Origin of the sequence: Dyadobacter koreensis, from assembly GCF_900108855.1 — a bacterium.
GTDB classification, from domain to species: Bacteria; Bacteroidota; Bacteroidia; order Cytophagales; family Spirosomataceae; genus Dyadobacter; species Dyadobacter koreensis.
The window spans coordinates 163,126-180,046 of the sequence record NZ_FNXY01000008.1; the positions used below are offsets into that span (position 1 = coordinate 163,126).

At 40.5% G+C, this 16,921-nt stretch carries 15 protein-coding genes; 5 read left to right on the forward strand and 10 right to left on the reverse strand.

The window, feature by feature from the left end; genetic code table 11:
- Positions 1 to 9: 9 nt before the first annotated feature.
- The 5 genes from BMY70_RS24120 to galE form a co-directional block, all read right to left on the reverse strand.
- Positions 10 to 2,235: a LysM peptidoglycan-binding domain-containing protein gene (locus tag BMY70_RS24120; protein ID WP_090339252.1), complete on the reverse strand. Its 2,226-nt coding sequence runs from the start codon at positions 2,233 to 2,235 to the stop codon at positions 10 to 12.
- Positions 2,236 to 2,270: 35 nt separating this feature from the next.
- Positions 2,271 to 2,915 (reverse strand): O-methyltransferase, encoded by a 645-nt coding sequence (locus BMY70_RS24125; RefSeq protein WP_090339255.1) that lies wholly within the window; start codon positions 2,913 to 2,915, stop codon positions 2,271 to 2,273.
- 94 nt (positions 2,916 to 3,009) lie between these two features.
- Positions 3,010 to 3,876 (reverse strand): glucose-1-phosphate thymidylyltransferase RfbA, encoded by an 867-nt coding sequence (gene rfbA / locus BMY70_RS24130; RefSeq protein WP_090339258.1) that lies wholly within the window; start codon positions 3,874 to 3,876, stop codon positions 3,010 to 3,012.
- A gap of 99 nt (positions 3,877 to 3,975) precedes the next feature.
- Positions 3,976 to 5,031 (reverse strand): dTDP-glucose 4,6-dehydratase, encoded by a 1,056-nt coding sequence (gene rfbB, locus BMY70_RS24135; protein WP_090339828.1) that lies wholly within the window; start codon positions 5,029 to 5,031, stop codon positions 3,976 to 3,978.
- A complete protein-coding gene (galE, locus tag BMY70_RS24140; protein WP_090339261.1) occupies positions 5,028 to 6,047 on the reverse strand; it encodes a UDP-glucose 4-epimerase GalE in 1,020 nt (339 codons plus the stop codon). The genes rfbB and galE overlap by 4 nt, the downstream gene beginning before the upstream one ends.
- Before the next feature lie 213 nt (positions 6,048 to 6,260).
- Here galE and BMY70_RS24145 point away from each other — a divergent pair, with 213 nt between their 5' ends.
- Positions 6,261 to 7,115, forward strand: coding sequence for a transglutaminase-like domain-containing protein (locus tag BMY70_RS24145; RefSeq protein ID WP_090339267.1), 855 nt, complete (start codon positions 6,261 to 6,263; stop codon positions 7,113 to 7,115).
- Here the strand turns inward: BMY70_RS24145 and BMY70_RS24150 are convergent.
- Positions 7,112 to 7,747, reverse strand: coding sequence for a 4'-phosphopantetheinyl transferase family protein (locus BMY70_RS24150; RefSeq protein ID WP_090339270.1), 636 nt, complete (start codon positions 7,745 to 7,747; stop codon positions 7,112 to 7,114). The two genes, BMY70_RS24145 and BMY70_RS24150, sit on opposite strands and share 4 nt — an antisense overlap.
- A 197-nt stretch (positions 7,748 to 7,944) precedes the next feature.
- On the opposite strand from BMY70_RS24150, the gene BMY70_RS24155 reads away from it, so the two are divergent.
- The 3 genes from BMY70_RS24155 (at position 7,945) to folB (ending at position 10,287) form a co-directional block, all read left to right on the forward strand.
- A complete protein-coding gene (locus tag BMY70_RS24155) occupies positions 7,945 to 8,847 on the forward strand; it encodes a WD40 repeat domain-containing protein (RefSeq protein ID WP_090339272.1) in 903 nt (300 codons plus the stop codon).
- Positions 8,848 to 8,949: 102 nt separating this feature from the next.
- On the forward strand, positions 8,950 to 9,930 hold the full coding sequence (locus BMY70_RS24160) for a DivIVA domain-containing protein (protein WP_090339275.1): 981 nt from the start codon (positions 8,950 to 8,952) through the stop codon (positions 9,928 to 9,930).
- A gap of 6 nt (positions 9,931 to 9,936) precedes the next feature.
- Entirely contained in the window at positions 9,937 to 10,287 is a 351-nt protein-coding gene (gene folB / locus BMY70_RS24165) for a dihydroneopterin aldolase (RefSeq protein WP_090339831.1), read from the forward strand.
- Positions 10,288 to 10,360: 73 nt separating this feature from the next.
- On the opposite strand, the gene BMY70_RS24170 is transcribed toward folB, so the two are convergent.
- The gene (locus tag BMY70_RS24170; RefSeq protein ID WP_090339283.1) at positions 10,361 to 11,578 is read right to left on the reverse strand and encodes a saccharopine dehydrogenase family protein; all 1,218 of its coding nucleotides are present in this window, start codon (positions 11,576 to 11,578) and stop codon (positions 10,361 to 10,363) included.
- 228 nt (positions 11,579 to 11,806) lie between these two features.
- Here BMY70_RS24170 and BMY70_RS24175 point away from each other — a divergent pair, with 228 nt between their 5' ends.
- Positions 11,807 to 12,289 carry a DUF456 domain-containing protein gene (locus BMY70_RS24175; RefSeq protein ID WP_090339286.1) on the forward strand — a complete coding sequence of 161 codons (483 nt, stop codon included), beginning with the start codon at positions 11,807 to 11,809 and terminating at the stop codon, positions 12,287 to 12,289.
- Positions 12,290 to 12,420: 131 nt separating this feature from the next.
- Here BMY70_RS24175 and BMY70_RS24180 read toward each other — a convergent pair whose 3' ends face one another.
- The 3 genes from BMY70_RS24180 to BMY70_RS24190 all read right to left on the reverse strand — a co-directional run bounded on the left by BMY70_RS24180 (position 12,421) and on the right by BMY70_RS24190 (position 16,737).
- Positions 12,421 to 13,836 carry an efflux RND transporter periplasmic adaptor subunit gene (locus tag BMY70_RS24180; protein ID WP_090339289.1) on the reverse strand — a complete coding sequence of 472 codons (1,416 nt, stop codon included), beginning with the start codon at positions 13,834 to 13,836 and terminating at the stop codon, positions 12,421 to 12,423.
- Positions 13,837 to 13,892: 56 nt separating this feature from the next.
- A complete protein-coding gene (locus tag BMY70_RS24185) occupies positions 13,893 to 15,389 on the reverse strand; it encodes a TolC family protein (protein ID WP_090339292.1) in 1,497 nt (498 codons plus the stop codon).
- A gap of 112 nt (positions 15,390 to 15,501) precedes the next feature.
- Positions 15,502 to 16,737: a spore maturation protein gene (locus tag BMY70_RS24190; protein ID WP_090339295.1), complete on the reverse strand. Its 1,236-nt coding sequence runs from the start codon at positions 16,735 to 16,737 to the stop codon at positions 15,502 to 15,504.
- Between the last annotated feature and the right edge of the window lie 184 nt (positions 16,738 to 16,921).

Sequence of the window (16,921 nt, forward strand, 5' to 3'; positions counted from 1 at the left end):
TTTTTTGTTTTATGGTATTTTCAACTTTTGTCCAACCTTAACAGTGTTGCCGGAAAGTTTGTTCAGTTTCTGAATTTCATCAACGCTAACCTGATAATTTTGTGAAATTCGGAAAAGTGTTTCGCCGGCAGCGACAGTATGTGTTCTGGGCCCGGATGTATTTGTAGATTTTGTAACATCCGATCCAGACTTAGAACTTGAAGCAACGCCGGATGCTTTTTTAACAATTAATTTTTGTCCGACACTCAATTTTACAACATCGTCAAGATTATTAAGCGCAAGCAATTCTTTTACTGTAAGATTATTTAGCCTTGAAATGCTGTAAAACGTTTGTCCTGCTTCAACGGTATGAAATACATTCGTTTCTCGTGCCGAAGTAACAGCTGGTTTTTCTTTCACCGGAGGTAATGGGTTATCAAATGCCGCAGGCTGGGTATTGGCAGGTATCCTGGAAGCATTTTCAGATGGCGTCGAAAATAAATCAGCGTCAGCAGATCTTCTCGCAACAGGTTTTTGAGCCGGTTTAGCAGCAGGCTTCGCAGTGGGTGCTTTGGGTTCATCAGCTGGTTTGAAAGAGCCATCACTGCCATCCTGGGTAATAATGACCACGCGGTCATTTGTGTTAGATGATGGCGTGGAAGCTACGACAGGAACATCGACTGTTGATACAGGAGTACTGCTCGCGGGAGCAGCCGGAGTTACACCTGGCTGAAATGCCTGATTTTCTTTTGCAATACTGCTCTGACCTTTATCAACCAATACAGGCGTATATTTCTTACGCCCAGCCGCATTAGCAGGAATATCATTGGTTGCAGACGGCTGAGTTTTCGCTGGCGCGGATGCAATCGCAGGCTCAGTAACTTTGTCCTCAGGTTTCTGTTTGATAACTTCAATAGGCTGGTTTTTCGGGCGTTTTTTGTTCAACCAAACTACCTGACCTGTCTGTATCGGATACGTTTTGCTGATCGTCCGGTTGTATTTCAAAAGGTTTACCAGACGCAAGCCGTATTGCTGCGAAATACTCTGCCAGGAATCTCCGGTTTTGGCAGTGTGAAATGGAGTGGCGGCTTTTTTATTTTTCTTTGCCAGATAATAGATATTTCCCGGAATTACAGGCATATCAACGGTCAAATCGTTAAATCTTCTGAATTTTGCCGGCCTCAGTTTACCTGCGCTCGCAAGTGATTTATCGGTATCCCCGGCGCGTGCTTCTATACCTGGCAGTCCGTTGATCTCGAAAAATGAATAACCACCTTTGTCATTAGATGGTGTTCCGGATTTTTTCAGGCTAGGAAATCCAGTTGCATCAGCGGTAGAACCTGTTGAAGCAAGTGTTGACGTAGTTTCGGCAGGCTGAGTTTGCTCCGGTAAAGATAGTTTCGATCGAACGAAAGCTACCTGATTAGTTGTAACCGGCACCGTTAATAAATATTCTCTGTCAGTAGGGATTTTATTATCGCTTACCCAACGATTGTAACTTTTTAAATCGCCTTCTGAAATTTCAAGATATTTTGCAATTTCTGCAAATGTCTTACCTTTTCCATATTCAGACTCGATGAGTACCATATTGTTACTCGTGCGGTACCGGTCGAGGCCTGCTTCGAGCGCAATTTTATGTGCAAAAAAACGAAGCATATAACGATCCGTTTTTCCAGTCAAAACAACTTCACGCGCATATGCCCAGTTGGCTGGAACAAGTTTTTTCACGCCGCCAACTCCCTGATAGTATGAATATAAAGCTGATACCCAGTTATTAAGCTGTTGGTTATTTTTTTTCAGATACCATGCAGCGGCGTGCGTTGATGAGCTGATATTTTTTCTTTCATCTATGTCCTTATCAACTCTCAAATTTAATTCAATCGCTGTTTCCGGTTTGAATTGCCAAAACCCGACGGCGTTTGAACTTGAAACAACATCTGGTTTGAATGAGCTTTCCTGAACTGCCAAATATTTAAAATCGATAGGAACTTCTTCGTCCATCAATATGCTTTCAACGATAGGGAAATATAATATCGCCCTGTCAAGTTTTTCTTCCCAGAATTTTTTGTTTGACATCAGACTTCTGATATCCTCTTCGATCAGATTTTGAGCATTGCGGTCAAATTTTACGGTTATTCCACCAAATAAGACGCTGGGTGGAATCTCAGGACTTTGCGCTTTTGCCAGATTTACCTGAACAAAAATCAAGAGTATAAGTGTGGTCAGTTTAAAGTATGCGCTATGAATTCTGTTCATAAAAAGTGAAAGCTTGGCTTGTTTGATGTTGTGAATTACAGTTTTTGAAGAATCATGAGTCCGTCACGGATTGGTAATAAAATATTAGATACACGATTATCTTCCTGTACCATTTTGTTGAAATCCATTAACGCCTGAGTATCCTTGTCAATTTTTTTTAATTCTTTATCGAAGACCTTGCCGCTCCACAGCACATTGTCTGCAAGAATAAACCCACCCGGTCTCACTTTGTCAAGACAAAGGTTGAAGTACGAAATGTAGTTAATTTTATCCGCATCCATAAATACAAGGTCAAAAGTATGGTCGAGGGTAGGGATAATTTCAACCGCATTTCCAATGATGTAATCAATCTGATTAGCAAAATCAGACTTGTCAATATAACGTCGTGTCAGCGTTTCGAGCTCTTCATTAATATCGATAGTAATCAGGTTCCCATCTTTTGATAACCCTTCACAAAGACAAAGCGCGGAGTAGCCTGTATAAGTGCCGATCTCTAAAATTTTTTCAGGGCGTATCATCCTGGAAATCATGGATAAAAAACGGCCTTGCAGATGCCCGGAAAGCATACGTGGATTGAGTACGTTCGCGTGCGTCTCTCTGTTTAGAGATTTGAGCAATTCGTTTTCATTCTCTGTATGAGTTTCGGAATATGCTTCTATTTCCTCAGCCAGAAACTTCATTTTTTGAATGAGCTTTTTTAGTATTATGAACGATAAAAGCAGTTGGCCTCGAAGTTTTTACTCTTCAAACGACCAACTGCTTATTTTTTATAAATCAAAGATGAGCAACCAGGCCCTGAAGATATTTTCCGTATCCGCTCTTAACCAGTGGTTTGGCAATTTCTTTTAATTGTTCAACATTGATAAAGCCCATACGATAGGCTATTTCTTCAATACATCCGATTTTTAAACCCTGACGCTCTTCAATTACCTGAACAAATTGTCCGGCTTGCATCAAAGATTCAAAAGTACCTGTATCCAGCCATGCGGTTCCACGATTTAAAACGCCGACCTTCAATTTTCCTTTTTCAAGATAAACGCGGTTTACGTCCGTAATCTCCAATTCACCTCTTGGTGATGGTGGAATACTTTTAGCGATTTCTACAACATCGTTATCGTAAAAATACAAACCGGGAACTGCGTAATTTGACTTTGGCGTCTCCGGCTTTTCTTCTATTGAGAGCGCATTGAAATCTTTATCGAATTCAACCACACCATAACGTTCGGGGTCGTGAACCTGATATGCGAAAATCACACCTCCATCCGGATCATTATTTGACTGAAGCAATTGAGAAAGACCTGATCCATAAAAAATATTGTCTCCAAGAATCAAAGCTACTTTATCTGAGCCAATGAACTCTTCACCGATAATGAATGCCTGTGCAAGCCCGTCAGGACTAGGCTGCACTGCATAACTGATCGAGCATCCAAGACGGGTTCCGTCACCCAGAAGTTTTTCGAAATGAGGCAGGTCGTGTGGCGTCGAAATGATCAAAATCTCTCGGATTCCGGCCAGCATCAAAATAGACAGCGGGTAATAAATCATTGGTTTATCGTAAACAGGCATAAGCTGTTTACTAACGGCCAAAGTAAGCGGATGAAGTCTTGTGCCGGATCCGCCGGCTAAAATAATTCCTTTCATTTTTAACTTTCAATGTTTGTATAGCTCTTGTCGGAATGACTCCGCGACCTTAAAGTTTAAAATGTGAAACTTCAAGGTCACTGATTTCAAATCTACAATCTATCTTGTGGAGTACATACCTTCGTAATATTTTTGATACTCGCCTGAGGTGACATTGTTTAACCATTCCTGATTATCCAGATACCACGTAACAGTTCTTTCCAGACCTTCTTCAAATTGAAGCGATGGTTTCCACCCTAATTCTTCTGAAAGTTTAGTAGCATCGATCGCATAACGCAAATCATGCCCTGCGCGGTCTGTTACGTAGGTGATAAGTTTTTCGGTCTCTCCTTCCGCACGGTCAAGTTTTTTATCCATCACACGGCACAATAGAAGAACCAGATCAAGGTTTTTCCATTCGTTATGACCACCGATGTTATAAGTTTCACCGTTTTTGCCGCTATGGAAAATGGTATCAATCGCGATTGCGTGGTCCTCCACAAAAAGCCAGTCACGAACATTTTCGCCTTTTCCGTAAACGGGAAGCGGTTTGCTTTGCAAAATATTATGGATCATTAACGGAATAAGTTTTTCCGGGAAATGATTTGGTCCGTAATTATTGGAGCAGTTTGAGATAACAACCGGAAGATTGTATGTATTGTGATATGCTCTGACAAAGTGGTCTGAAGATGCCTTTGAAGCAGAATACGGAGACCGTGGGTCATAACTTGTAGTTTCCGTGAAAAATGTTCCCGGATCATGCAGCTCACCATATACTTCATCCGTAGAAACATGATAAAATCTATGGTCTGATAGATTCTCTTTCCATGCTTTCTTTGCAGAATTTAGCAAATTGACGGTGCCAACGACATTCGTCATGACAAACGACATCGGGTCAGAGATGGAACGGTCCACGTGGCTTTCGGCCGCAAGATGAATTATTCCGTGAAAGTCGTTCTCCGAAATTAACTTGTCAATGAATTCAGCATCAACAATATCACCTTTTACGAAAGTGTAATTCGGAGCGTTTTCTATATCACGAAGATTTTCCAGGTTACCTGCATAAGTCAGGGCATCAAGGTTGTAGATATGGTATTCAGGATGATGAACTACGAATCTGCGTACTACGTGTGAACCTATGAAACCGGCACCACCAGTAATTAATATTTTTTTCATTTTTTTTGTGTAATTTTTAATTGCCAGTTCCACGCGTCAAGAAGTGCATCTGCCATGGTTTTTTCTGCATTCCATTTCATAATGGAATTAACTTTATCTGATTGCGCGTAAATTTTCTCCACATCACCTTCACGGCGGGGCCCGATTGAGTAATTTAATTTTTCGCCCGTTACCTTCTCAAAGGTTTTAATAAGTTCTAAAACGGTATAACCCTGTCCAGTTCCTACGTTAAATACGTTATAATAATTTTTTTCTGTTTCTTCATCCAAAAGAAGCAGTGCCTTTACATGCGCCTTCGCAAGATCTACCACATGAATGAAATCACGGACACAAGTGCCGTCAGCGGTGTCGTAATCGTTTCCAAAAACAGTCAGTGATTTACGGAGTCCGGCCGCAGTTTGTGTGATAAAAGGAACAAGGTTGCTTGGAACGCCATTGGGCAGTTCGCCGATCAATGCAGTTTTGTGTGCTCCGATCGGGTTAAAATAGCGAAGCGAAATTGCCTTGATTCCAGGTGCAGAATGAACATGATCTCTGATAATGTCTTCGGCGATAGCCTTAGTATTTCCATAAGGTGATGTTGCAGGTTTGCGAGGTGTGTTCTCGGTTACTGGCAGATCATCAGGTTGCCCGTAAACGGTACATGAAGATGAGAAAACAAATTTGTCGACATTATATTCCTTCATTACTTTAAGTAACACAAGAAGCGAAAGAATATTATTTTCGTAATAGTCTAGCGGTTTTTCAACCGATTCGCCAACAGCTTTATAGGCCGCGAAGTGGATAACTCCGTCAAATTTTTCTTTTTCAAAAACAGCTTTTACTTTTTCGATATCATTACAATCGATTTGATAAAAGGGGAATTCTTTTCCCGTAATGCCTTTAATTCCGTTGAGTACTTCGCTATTGGAATTGTAGAGATTGTCAAGAATAACGGGTTGGAATCCCGCTTCATGCAGCTCTACAACAGTGTGTGAACCTATAAAACCAGCTCCGCCGGTAACAAGAATTTTCATAGGAATGATCTTAAATAGAATAGGTGGTAAGTTTGAAAATTGTACTGTAAAGATTCATCTAGCACTCCTAAAACTATAATTTGAATGAATATTAATTGAAAAACACCTATTCAAAATACAATTTTTTTCCGGGCAAAAGTAGAAAATTTGACGTCCATAAAAAAAAAATGTTTTTATTTATCCGTTGGTTGTTAAAAGCAGATTCGACAAAAAATGAACAAGAGAGAAATAAAAGCGCTGATATCTTTACTTGATGACGAGGATCATGAAGTAATACAGCACGTTGAGGGGAAGATCTTATCATTAGGTGGAAACGTCATTCCTTTTCTGGAAACAGAATGGGAGGAAAGCTTTAACCCAATTCTTCAACGGAAGCTGGAAGAACTGATTCATGAGCTTCAATTAAGCATCATGAACGAAAGACTTCAGGCCTGGAAAAATGGCGGTGGTCTTGATTTGCTGGAAGGGATGTGGATTTTATCAACATATCATTATCCTGAACTATCGCTGGAAAACCTTAAAACTACGGTTGAGCAGCTTTACTATGATATCTGGATACAGTTTCAGGAAGAAATGAATCCGATTGATCAGATTAAAAGGATCAATAGCATTTTTTTTGGGACGATGAATTTTGCGGCAAATACAAAGAGTTTTCATTCGCCGTCGAACTCGATGATCAATGTAGTGCTGGAAAACCGCCGGGGAAATCCGATCACTTTGTGTGTTATTTATTTATTGATCGCGAGAAAACTTGGACTGCCGGTATATGGTGTAAATCTCCCGAATTTGTTTGTGTTGACTTACAAAAGTGAGAACACGCAGTTTTATATCAATGTATTCAACCGCGGAATTATTTTTTCCAAAACAGATATTGATCATTATATCGCTCAGCTGAACATCAAACCGAAAGATATTTTCTACCATCCTTGCACAAATCTGGAAATTATTCAACGTGTGCTTCGAAACCTGATCTTATCTTACGAAAAAACAGGAGAGCAGGAGAAAATAAAAGAAATCGAAGATATTCTTCGCTCAACGCTGGAAACATTTGACGACGATAGTATTTAAATCGATACGGCGAGGCAATAATCTTCAAACCACCGCACGTGAATTGGTGAATGAATTTTAAGATCATCGTCGTCGTCCGTCAACTCACCTTGAATGAGCGTCTGCGAATTATTAAACGGTTTAATATATATCGAGTTTTTGAAGCTGATTTTCTTTTTTCCGTATAATTTGTAGATCGCTTCTTTTGCACACCAGTACATGCAGAGAATGGAAAGTTCATTTTCTGCGTGTTCATATTCAGGTTCTGAAAGATATTTTCTGGAAGTCCTTTGAAGTTTCGGATCGGCTTTCTCCATATCAATTCCTACCGGCGCAGATGGATTAATGACTGCCGCTACATAATCGAAGGTATGCGTGATGGAAATGTGAGAGGCATTATTAACTAAAAATGCTTTTCCATGTTCATCTTTGTGTGTTCCTTCATAGCTGAGGCCGAATTGCTCAACAAGAATTTTGATCAAAATGCGGCTTGCAAGCCATTCCCGCCTTTTTTGTGGGTGCGAAATGGTTTCAAAATCATCTGAATTAAAAGAAGATCCTAAACTTTGATGCAGTTCTTCTTCGGTTTCTGTCAACTTCCAGAGTAGTAAGGTACTAGTCTCTTCAATCTTTTCGGAATGAACGAGGGGCATAATTATTGTGTTTAGATCGAGCGTTTAGCCGTCAGCATTCTGCTCTTAGCTCGACTCAATCGGTGTCTTATGAAAAAGTCTGTGATTCGTAACTGGTTAATTTACAAAAGACGACTTAATTTTTATATAAATTTACAAAGACAGTTTGCTGTCCTTAATACTAACTGCTAATAGCTCGAGGCTAAAAGCTTAAAAAAATGATAATTCGCAAAGTAGATACTTTTTCCGGTCATCGCGACAGTGTTTATACAATTATTTCCAACAATTCGTCCCACGGATTTTATTCTGCTGGCGGAGATGGTTTTGTGATTGAATGGGATTTGAAAAAACCGGATATGGGAAAACTTGTCGCGCGTGCAGGCGTCTCGGTTTATTCGCTTTGTTTCGATCAGGCCAGCAAATTTCTTTGGATAGGGCAGAACTTTGAGGGAATTCAGGTTTTAGATACTGTGAATAATAAAATCGAGTATTCTGCGAAAGTTACCGCCTCAGCTATTTTTGATATTAAAATATGGAATGATAAAGCGTTGCTTGCCTTAGGCGATGGTGTGATTGCTGTTATGGATGTTCCGACCCTCGCCATACAGAAGCATATTAAAGTCGCAAACAATAGTGTCAGATCTATTTCGGTCAACGAAAGTACCGGAGAATTCGCGGTGGGGGACAGTGACTTTAATGTTCATATCTTCGATTTTGACGGATTTAAATTAAAAAATACAATTTCTGCACACACAAATTCTGTTTTTTCCGTTCAATATTCTCCGGATGGAAATTTTCTTTTCACAACCGGCCGTGATGCACATTTGAAAATATGGAATGTAAATAATCGCTATGAGGCGGTAACTGATGTTGCAGCTCATATGTATGCGGTTAATCACATTACATTCAGCCCGAACGGGAAATTTTTTGCAACATGCAGTATGGATAAATCCATTAAACTGTGGGACGCAGAAACGTTCAGGCTGAAAAAAATTATTGATCGTTCGCGGTTAGCTGGTCATGCGACTTCTGTAAACAAATTGTTATGGACAAGTTATGAAAATCAGCTTGTGTCTTGCAGTGACGACAGGATGATTTCTGTCTGGGAAGTAGCCATATAATATGGCTTAAAAGTGTAATTATACCAAATACTTTGAAATGTACAGGATATGTCTTTATCTTAGACGACTGTTACAAATTAAAATTTAAAGCATATATCCATCATGAAAATTTCGGCAATAGACATACGTAAACATACGTTTGAAAAAATTTTCAGAGGCTACAACCCCGATGAGGTTGATGCATTTCTTAACTCATTGTCGCAGGAATGGGAGCGTTTTTCGAGTGAAAACAGCATGTTGAAAATGCAGCTGGAATATGCAGAAAAAGAACTTAGTAAGTTAAAAGATATAGAATCCACGCTTTTCAGGACATTGAAATCGGCCGAAGATGCCAGCAGGCAGATTGAGAGAGAGGCGATTGAATCTGCTGAGAAGAGAGTGGAAGAATCGAAAGTACAGGCAAATAATCTCGTTGAAGAAGCAGAACAACGGACTAATCAGATAATTGCGGAAACTGAAAACCGATTGAAGAAATTTAAAGAAGATTTTGCACTTGAAATTAAAAATCAGGAGCGTGATTTCCGCGCTATTGAAAATTTCAGAGACAATCTGGTTGTACAGCTTTCATCGCTTGCCAATAACACAATCGAGACAGTTGAACGGTTCGAAAATAAATACGATAAAGAATCGGTGCTGAACAAAATGGAGGAGATCAAGGCGCACGTCGCTGAAATTGAAATCCCGAAAAAAGGCGCGCCTATACCTCCGTATACTACTCCTGAAATAGTCGATGAAGATGAATCTGATTCTGTTGTTGACGAAACTCCGGAAGTACCTTTTGAAATAGTTTCTGAACCAGAGCCGGTCGCTGAGGAGGAACCTGTTTTGCAAGCGGAAGAGCCACAGGAAGTGGTTGCGCAAAAAACGCCTGAGCCGGTTATCGAAGAAGTCGAGGAGAGACCTGTTCCGGTTGTACGGGAAAAAGATTTAAGCCCCGCTGGTCAGGCGCTCGAAATGGTGGAGGAAATGCGGAAATCACGCGAGCCTCAGCCGGTTAAAGAGGCGGCAAATACTTTTAGAGAAAAACCTCAGGAACCTGCTGCACCAAAAAGCAGCGGCGGATCATTCTTTGACCAAATATAATTGACATTGGGTACGATCTCATTAGAAGGATTAGAGTTTTTTGCGTATCACGGTTACTATCCGGAAGAGCAGAGAATCGGGAACAAATATGCGCTTGATATTACCATTAACACGGATTTTATCGAGGCAGCAGTGAAGGATAAATTGAGCGCTACGGTCAATTATGAGACTTTGTATCAAATTGCCGCCAAAGTGATGCAGGATCCTGCCAAATTATTGGAACACATTGGATTTAAGGTGATTGCCAGTGTGAGGGAACATTATCCTGATGTACAAAAAGTAACTGTCAGAGTTTCAAAGTTCAACCCGCCGATTGGAGGGGTTTGCACGCGGGCTACCATAACGATGGAAGGTTGATTCTTGCTAATATAAAATCGTTATAAAATAAAACGGGTTCAACTTTTAAGAGTCGAACCCGTTTTATTTTTTCCTAAGCGGGATATTCGTGTGGAAGTGGGATATTAATTCTTTCGTTCCAGGGCAAACCTTGTGTATTCAAATGTTCCATGAATGGATCCGGATTTAATTCTTCACAGTTCCAAACACCTGGCTTCATCCACTCGTCGTTGGTCAGCATCAACATCGCACCGATCATCGCAGGAACACCGGTTGTATAACTTACTGCCTGTGCTCTTACTTCTCTATAACATTCTGCATGATCGCAGTTATTCCAAACATAATATGTAGTTTCTTCGCCGTCTTTTGTTCCTTTTATCTGGCAGCCGATTGATGTTTGTCCAGAATAATTTTCTCCCAAAGAATCAGGAGCAGGAAGTACTGCTTTCAGGAATTCCAATGGAACGATGTCGACACCATTGAATTTTATTGGCTTAATGCTTGTCATCCCTACATTTTCCAACACGTTTAAGTGTGTAATGTAAGCTTGTCCAAACGTCATCCAGAAACGCGCGCGTTTCAAGGTTGGGAAGTTTTTAACCAAAGATTCAAGTTCTTCGTGGTAAAGAACATAACTTTCTTTGGGTCCAATTCCCGGATATTCAATTGGTTTATGAATAGACATCGCTTCGATTTCAACCCATTCGCCATTTTCCCAATAGCGTCCTGGTTGAGTAATCTCACGAATATTGATTTCAGGATTGAAGTTTGTAGCAAATGCTTTCCCGTGATCACCTGCATTGCAATCGATGATATCCAGGTAATGCATTTCGTCGAAATAGTGTTTGTTGGCATAGGAAGTGAAAACCTGTGTTACGCCCGGGTCGAAGCCACATCCAAGTAATGCCATCAGACCTGCTTCTTTGAAGCGCTGCTGATATGCCCACTGCCAGCTGTATTCAAACTTGGCAACGTCTTTTGGTTCATAATTGGCAGTATCCAAATAATGTACACCGGTTGCAAGGCAAGCTTCCATGATCGTAAGATCCTGGTAAGGAAGGGCAACGTTGATTAACAATTTTGGCTGGAAGCGCTTGATAAGCATTACAGTTTCAGCAACGATATCAGCATCAACCTGAGCTGTCTCGATGTCGACCCCATGCATTTCTTTGATTTCACCAGCTATTTTGTCGCACTTTGATTTTGTACGGCTGGCTAGCATGATGCTCGTAAATACATGGCTGTTCAATGCACATTTATGCGCCACCACACTTCCGACGCCACCGGCACCAATAATAAGAACTTTGGACATGTTTTATTTTAATGAATAATTGGGTGAATATTGAATAGGTAAATCGGCTGTATTGGAACACCCGCTAAAAACTAAGTGCCCGGTCACGACTTTTTTACAAATTTCTAACGATCAGTTTTGATACAGTTTATGCAGCGCACACACTTTCGGACCAATCGCCTTTCATCCGCAAAGATAGGACGACCAAATGTTTTTTTGTTAATTCAACATTAAATTAACACCACAGTCATGGATATTTTACTATTAATTGCCGGGATCGTATGCTTACTTACCGGATTAGCCGGAGCCGTGTTACCTTTACCGGGACCGCCGTTAAGTTTTGCCGGACTTATTTTATTGCACATCAGTAAATTTGCAGAATTTAGCAATACTGTACTTTATACATTAGGATTTGTGACCGTAGTAATAGCGGTGCTTGATTATTATATCCCAATCTGGGGTACAAAAAAATTCGGCGGGACAAAATATGGAGCGATCGGGGCAACGGTTGGATTATTGATAGGATTTTTCTTTATCCCTGCAATTGGTATGTTCATCGGAACATTCCTCGGGGCTCTGCTTGGAGAATTAATCGGGGGGACAAAATTTAAGCTTGCACTAAGATCAGCAATCGGTTCTTTTGTCGGTTTTTTGACAGGAATAGTAATGAAAGTAATACTATGTCTTATTATGATTGGCTATGCAGTTGCAGATCTTTGGAGTTATATTTAACTATCTGATAATTAATAAGTTTGTTATACTCAGTTTTGCTGAATAATAAAAAATCCTTGCAGCAAAGCCGCAAGGATTTCTTTTTAACCTAAACTAAATCGAACTTATTACATATTTGTAACGTAACCGTTCTAGTTTTCATTTGATTTTTTTTCGTCTTTTTTTACATCTTCTTTCTTTTTCTCCACTAAGTCACCGTTGTTTAATGTTTTAGATACTACGATGTAGGGGCCGGAAATAATCTCGTCACCCTCTTTCAGGCCTGATAAAATCTCGATATTTTCGAAATCACTGATTCCCGTTTTGACTTCACGCATTTCTGCTTTTCCGTTTACGCTGATAAAAACAACTTCTTTGATAACTTCCTCTTTTTGATTTTTTGGTTTTTCAGCTTCTGTATTTTCCTCAGGCTTTTTGTCCTTGTCATCCGGGTTAGTCTTATTATTGCGTGTCGTCACCGAAGCGATTGGAACCGAAATTACTTTGTTTTTTCGCTCGGTAACAATTTCAACCGACGCCGTCATACCTGGCTTGAAGGGATAAGATTTTTTATTTCTTGTCGCCATCAGATCGCTGAATGATTCGTTCAGGATTTTCACCTTCACCTCAAATTCTGTAACTGCGTCAGACGATGCACTGCTCGCTGCGGATGTACTTGCCGTAGATGAAGCAAGGCCAGCAGCTGTGTTTGCGATTTCCTTTACAATTCCCTTGAATTTGCGTCCGGAGGCGCTGTATGCATCTACATCAATTTCTGCCGTATCTCCAAGCGTAACACGCACAATATCATTTTCATTGACGTTCACACGAACTTCCATATTACTTAAATTGGCAATGCGCATCATTTCAGTACCAGCCATCTGTGAAGTACCTACAACGCGTTCTCCAACTTCGACATTTAGCAGAGAAATTATTCCACTTACCGGAGCAAAAATTGTTGTTTTGCGCAAGTTTTCAGCTGCATCGCGCATACTTGCCTCAGCACTTTTTATGTTATATAAAGCAGCAGAAACATTGGCTTTGGCAGATTCTACATCCTGTTTTGCTACATCGTAGTTTGAAGCAAATTGTTCAAAATCCGATGCGGAAATTACTTTGTCAGTAAATAATTTTTTATTACGGTCATAAACAAGTTTAGTCTGAACCAAACGTGCTTCTGCCTGTAATACCAAAGCTTTCGTTTGTTCATGGCTAGCTTTACTTGAATTAACAGCCGCCTGCGCTCTTGCCATTAATGATTCGTAATTGTCAGGACGAATTTTTAAAAGGAGCTGGCCTTTCGCAACAGAGTCTCCTTCGGCTACATATAAGTTTGTAATTTCCCCTGATACGTCCGGACTTAATTTTACTTCAACCTCCGGCTGAACTTTTCCGGATGCACTGACACGTTCGATAATGTCATTTTTTTTCACCTTCGAAAATTCAACTTCCGTAGGTTTGGGCTGGCCAATCCATTTAGCCTCCTTTGCCACGTATAACCCGGCAACGAGAAGTACGATAACGCCTCCCACAATCCACCATATTTTATTTGAAGATTTACGCGCCATAATTTAATGTTGGTTTACGGTAATTTATTTTTCAGGCTGAAAAAATGAAAGTTATTTTAGAAATCTGATAAAGGACGGTTCATGTAAAAATCAAGGATTTTTGTGCGGAACACGTAATCATATTTTGTCTGGATAAGATTTCCGTTTGCACGGTCCAGATTTGCTTTGGCGATATTATATTCAACAGAATTAATCGCACCCACATCAAAACGAACCTGAGCAACACGGAAAGCTTCGGTCAAAGCTCTTACCTGATTTGCCGTGGCAGAGTAACGTTTTGCAGCATTAGTCATATCAATGTAAGACTGCTCAACATTTTTCCGGATTGTAAGCTGCACTTGCTGCGCCTGATATTCAGTGGTACGTTGCTGTAATTTGGCATTTGCCACGTTATATCTCACCTGAAAATTTGTAAAAATCGGAATTCGCAGGCTCAGGTTTATAGAAGAGTTTCTGTTAAAATTCAGCTGGTCCAGATATCCGAAATGGCGTAGCGAACCTCCCGGCGTTGTCACGGTCTGAACAATTGGCAGTTGCTGGTCGTTAACAATTATGTAGTCAGTTGCAGAAGTTACCACAGTTGTCTGACCTGGACTGCCGTCGGATACAAATCGTTCTTTTGGCGCTACGCTTGAAAAAGCCGTATTAATTCCGCCATTCAGGGATAAGGTAGGCATGGCAGCGCCTCTTATAATCTCCGTATTTCTTTTTGCTGCTTCGGTCCTCAATTCGGCTGCTTTCATCTGGGGAAGATTTCCAAGCGCAGTTTCATAGATCTGTTGAATTGTTGCATCGTATGCAGTCAGGCTTGGATCAGCAACCGGAATCTTTACCAGGTTAATTTCTTCACTTCCTGGCATATTCATGAGCTGTTTCAGATTTAGTTTTGCAGTTTCCAGATTGTTTTGAGCATTTACCAAAGTCAATTCGTCGTTGGCAAGTTGTGCTCTCAGATCCAGTACATTGCTTTCCGCCAAAGTTCCGGCTTCTACAAGTTTGGTCGTACGGTCTACCTGTAATACCGAAGCGTCCACCTGACGCTGAGCGACGATTATCAATTCTTCATTGCTGATTACCTGCAAATAAGATAACGCAACGTTCAGCATGATATCATTTCTAGCTGCATCCAGATCTTTCTGACTGGCCTGAACATTTATTTCGTTTCTTTTAACCGTATTTTTTAACTGAAATCCGCTGAAAAGAATAACACTTGAACCCAGCTGAAACTGGTTCTGGCTGATGTTCTGCTGCACAAACTGGTTGGTGAAGGGGTCAATGTTACGACCGGAATTAAAACCTTGTGCCGCATTGAAACTCAAACTTGGCCAGCGCTGCCAGCGTGATTGCGCATGAATGTTGTTATCGCGTTCCACCTGGATCTCCGACTGTTTTACCTGCGGATTTGTTTCCAGTGCAATCTTGATGCATTCTTCAAGTGTATAAGTGTTATCTGCTTTTTTAGGAACATTAGTTTGTCCGTAAGCCGATTCAAATGCAACAAGTCCGCAAAGCGCCAAAGCAATAAGTGCAGATTTTTGTAACGATTTCATCATATGCTGTTACTGTGTTAGATGTTCAATATTACATGATGCTACAAAAAACAACCATCCATTTAGTACGGACGGTTGCATAAGTAGGTAAATGGGTATTTTACAATAGATTGAATCAATGGAAAAATAAATAACCTAGCCAGATACCGGCAAGTACGCCGATTAAATCGGCTATAAGGCCTACTACAATAGCATAACGTGAATTTTTGATTCCCACCGATCCGAAGTAGAGTGCGACAATATACAACGTTGTATCGGCCGATCCCTGGAAAATACAACCTAGCCGGCCAACAAATGAATCCGGCCCGAATTTTGTCATGCCTTCGATCATCAAGGCACGCGCTCCACTGCCGCTCAGTGGTTTCATTAAAGCAACCGGCAAGGCGTCTGTAAAATCGCTGTTGACACCAGAACTTACGATGATATACCGAAGGCCGTCGAGTAAATAATCCATCGCTCCACAACTTCGGAACGCACTGATGGCTACCAACATGCCCACCAGGTATGGCATAATTTTGACTGACGTTTCAAATCCCATTTTGGCACCTTCAATGAATACATCAAAGACATTTACTTTTTTATAAAGTGCGCCAAGCAGAAATGAAGTAATAATAAATAAAAGAAGCGAATTGCCGACTACGATGGAAATGGTTTCAATTTGTTCCTTCGGCAAACTGGTCAGATACCAAAGCAATAGTCCCAGGACTGCCGTAACGCCGCCAAGACCTAAAATGACGGTTTTGTTAAACAGATTAATTTTTTGCCAGACTGCTGTAATGATTAAACTGATAACAGTGGTTACATAGGTTCCGATGACGCAGGGTATAAAAACATCAGATGGATCAGCAGCGCCCAAAATTGCCCTTTGTGCTATGATGCTTAATGGAATGATTTGCAAGCCGGAAGTATGCAAAACGAGAAACATGATCTGGGCGTTGGAAGCTGTGTCTTTGCTGGGATTAAGTTCCTGTAAACTTTGCATGGCTTTCAAACCAAAAGGCGTCGCTGCGTTATCTAACCCGAGCATGTTGGCGCCAAAATTCATGATCATCTGACCATTGGCCGGGTGATTTTTGGGTACCTCAGGAAAAAGCTTGCTAAAAAATGGTCCGATAATTCGTGCAAGAATATTGATAGCGCCAGCCTTTTCTCCCACATTCAGAATGCCAAGAAAAAAGGTCATAACCCCGGCAAGCGGCAGTGCAATGTCCATCACCGCAACTTTGGAAGAATTCAGAATTCCTTCAACAACCAGTTTTAACGTTTCGTTATCGCCGAATAAAATAAATTTGAAAAGTGAAACGATAAAAGCGATAACGAAAAAGGCAATAAAAATGTAATTAAGGGCCATTTGATGAGGTAGAAGTTTATCAAAAAGAAAAACGGATTGCTGCTCAGGAATAATTATAAGTTCGAAAATAAATTAAATTCCTGAGAAACCAGTAATTGGATAACCCTGCCGGATACACTCAGTTGAAATGACACATAAATTATTCAAATTTTGAAGATAACTTAATCTTAATGACATATTGGAA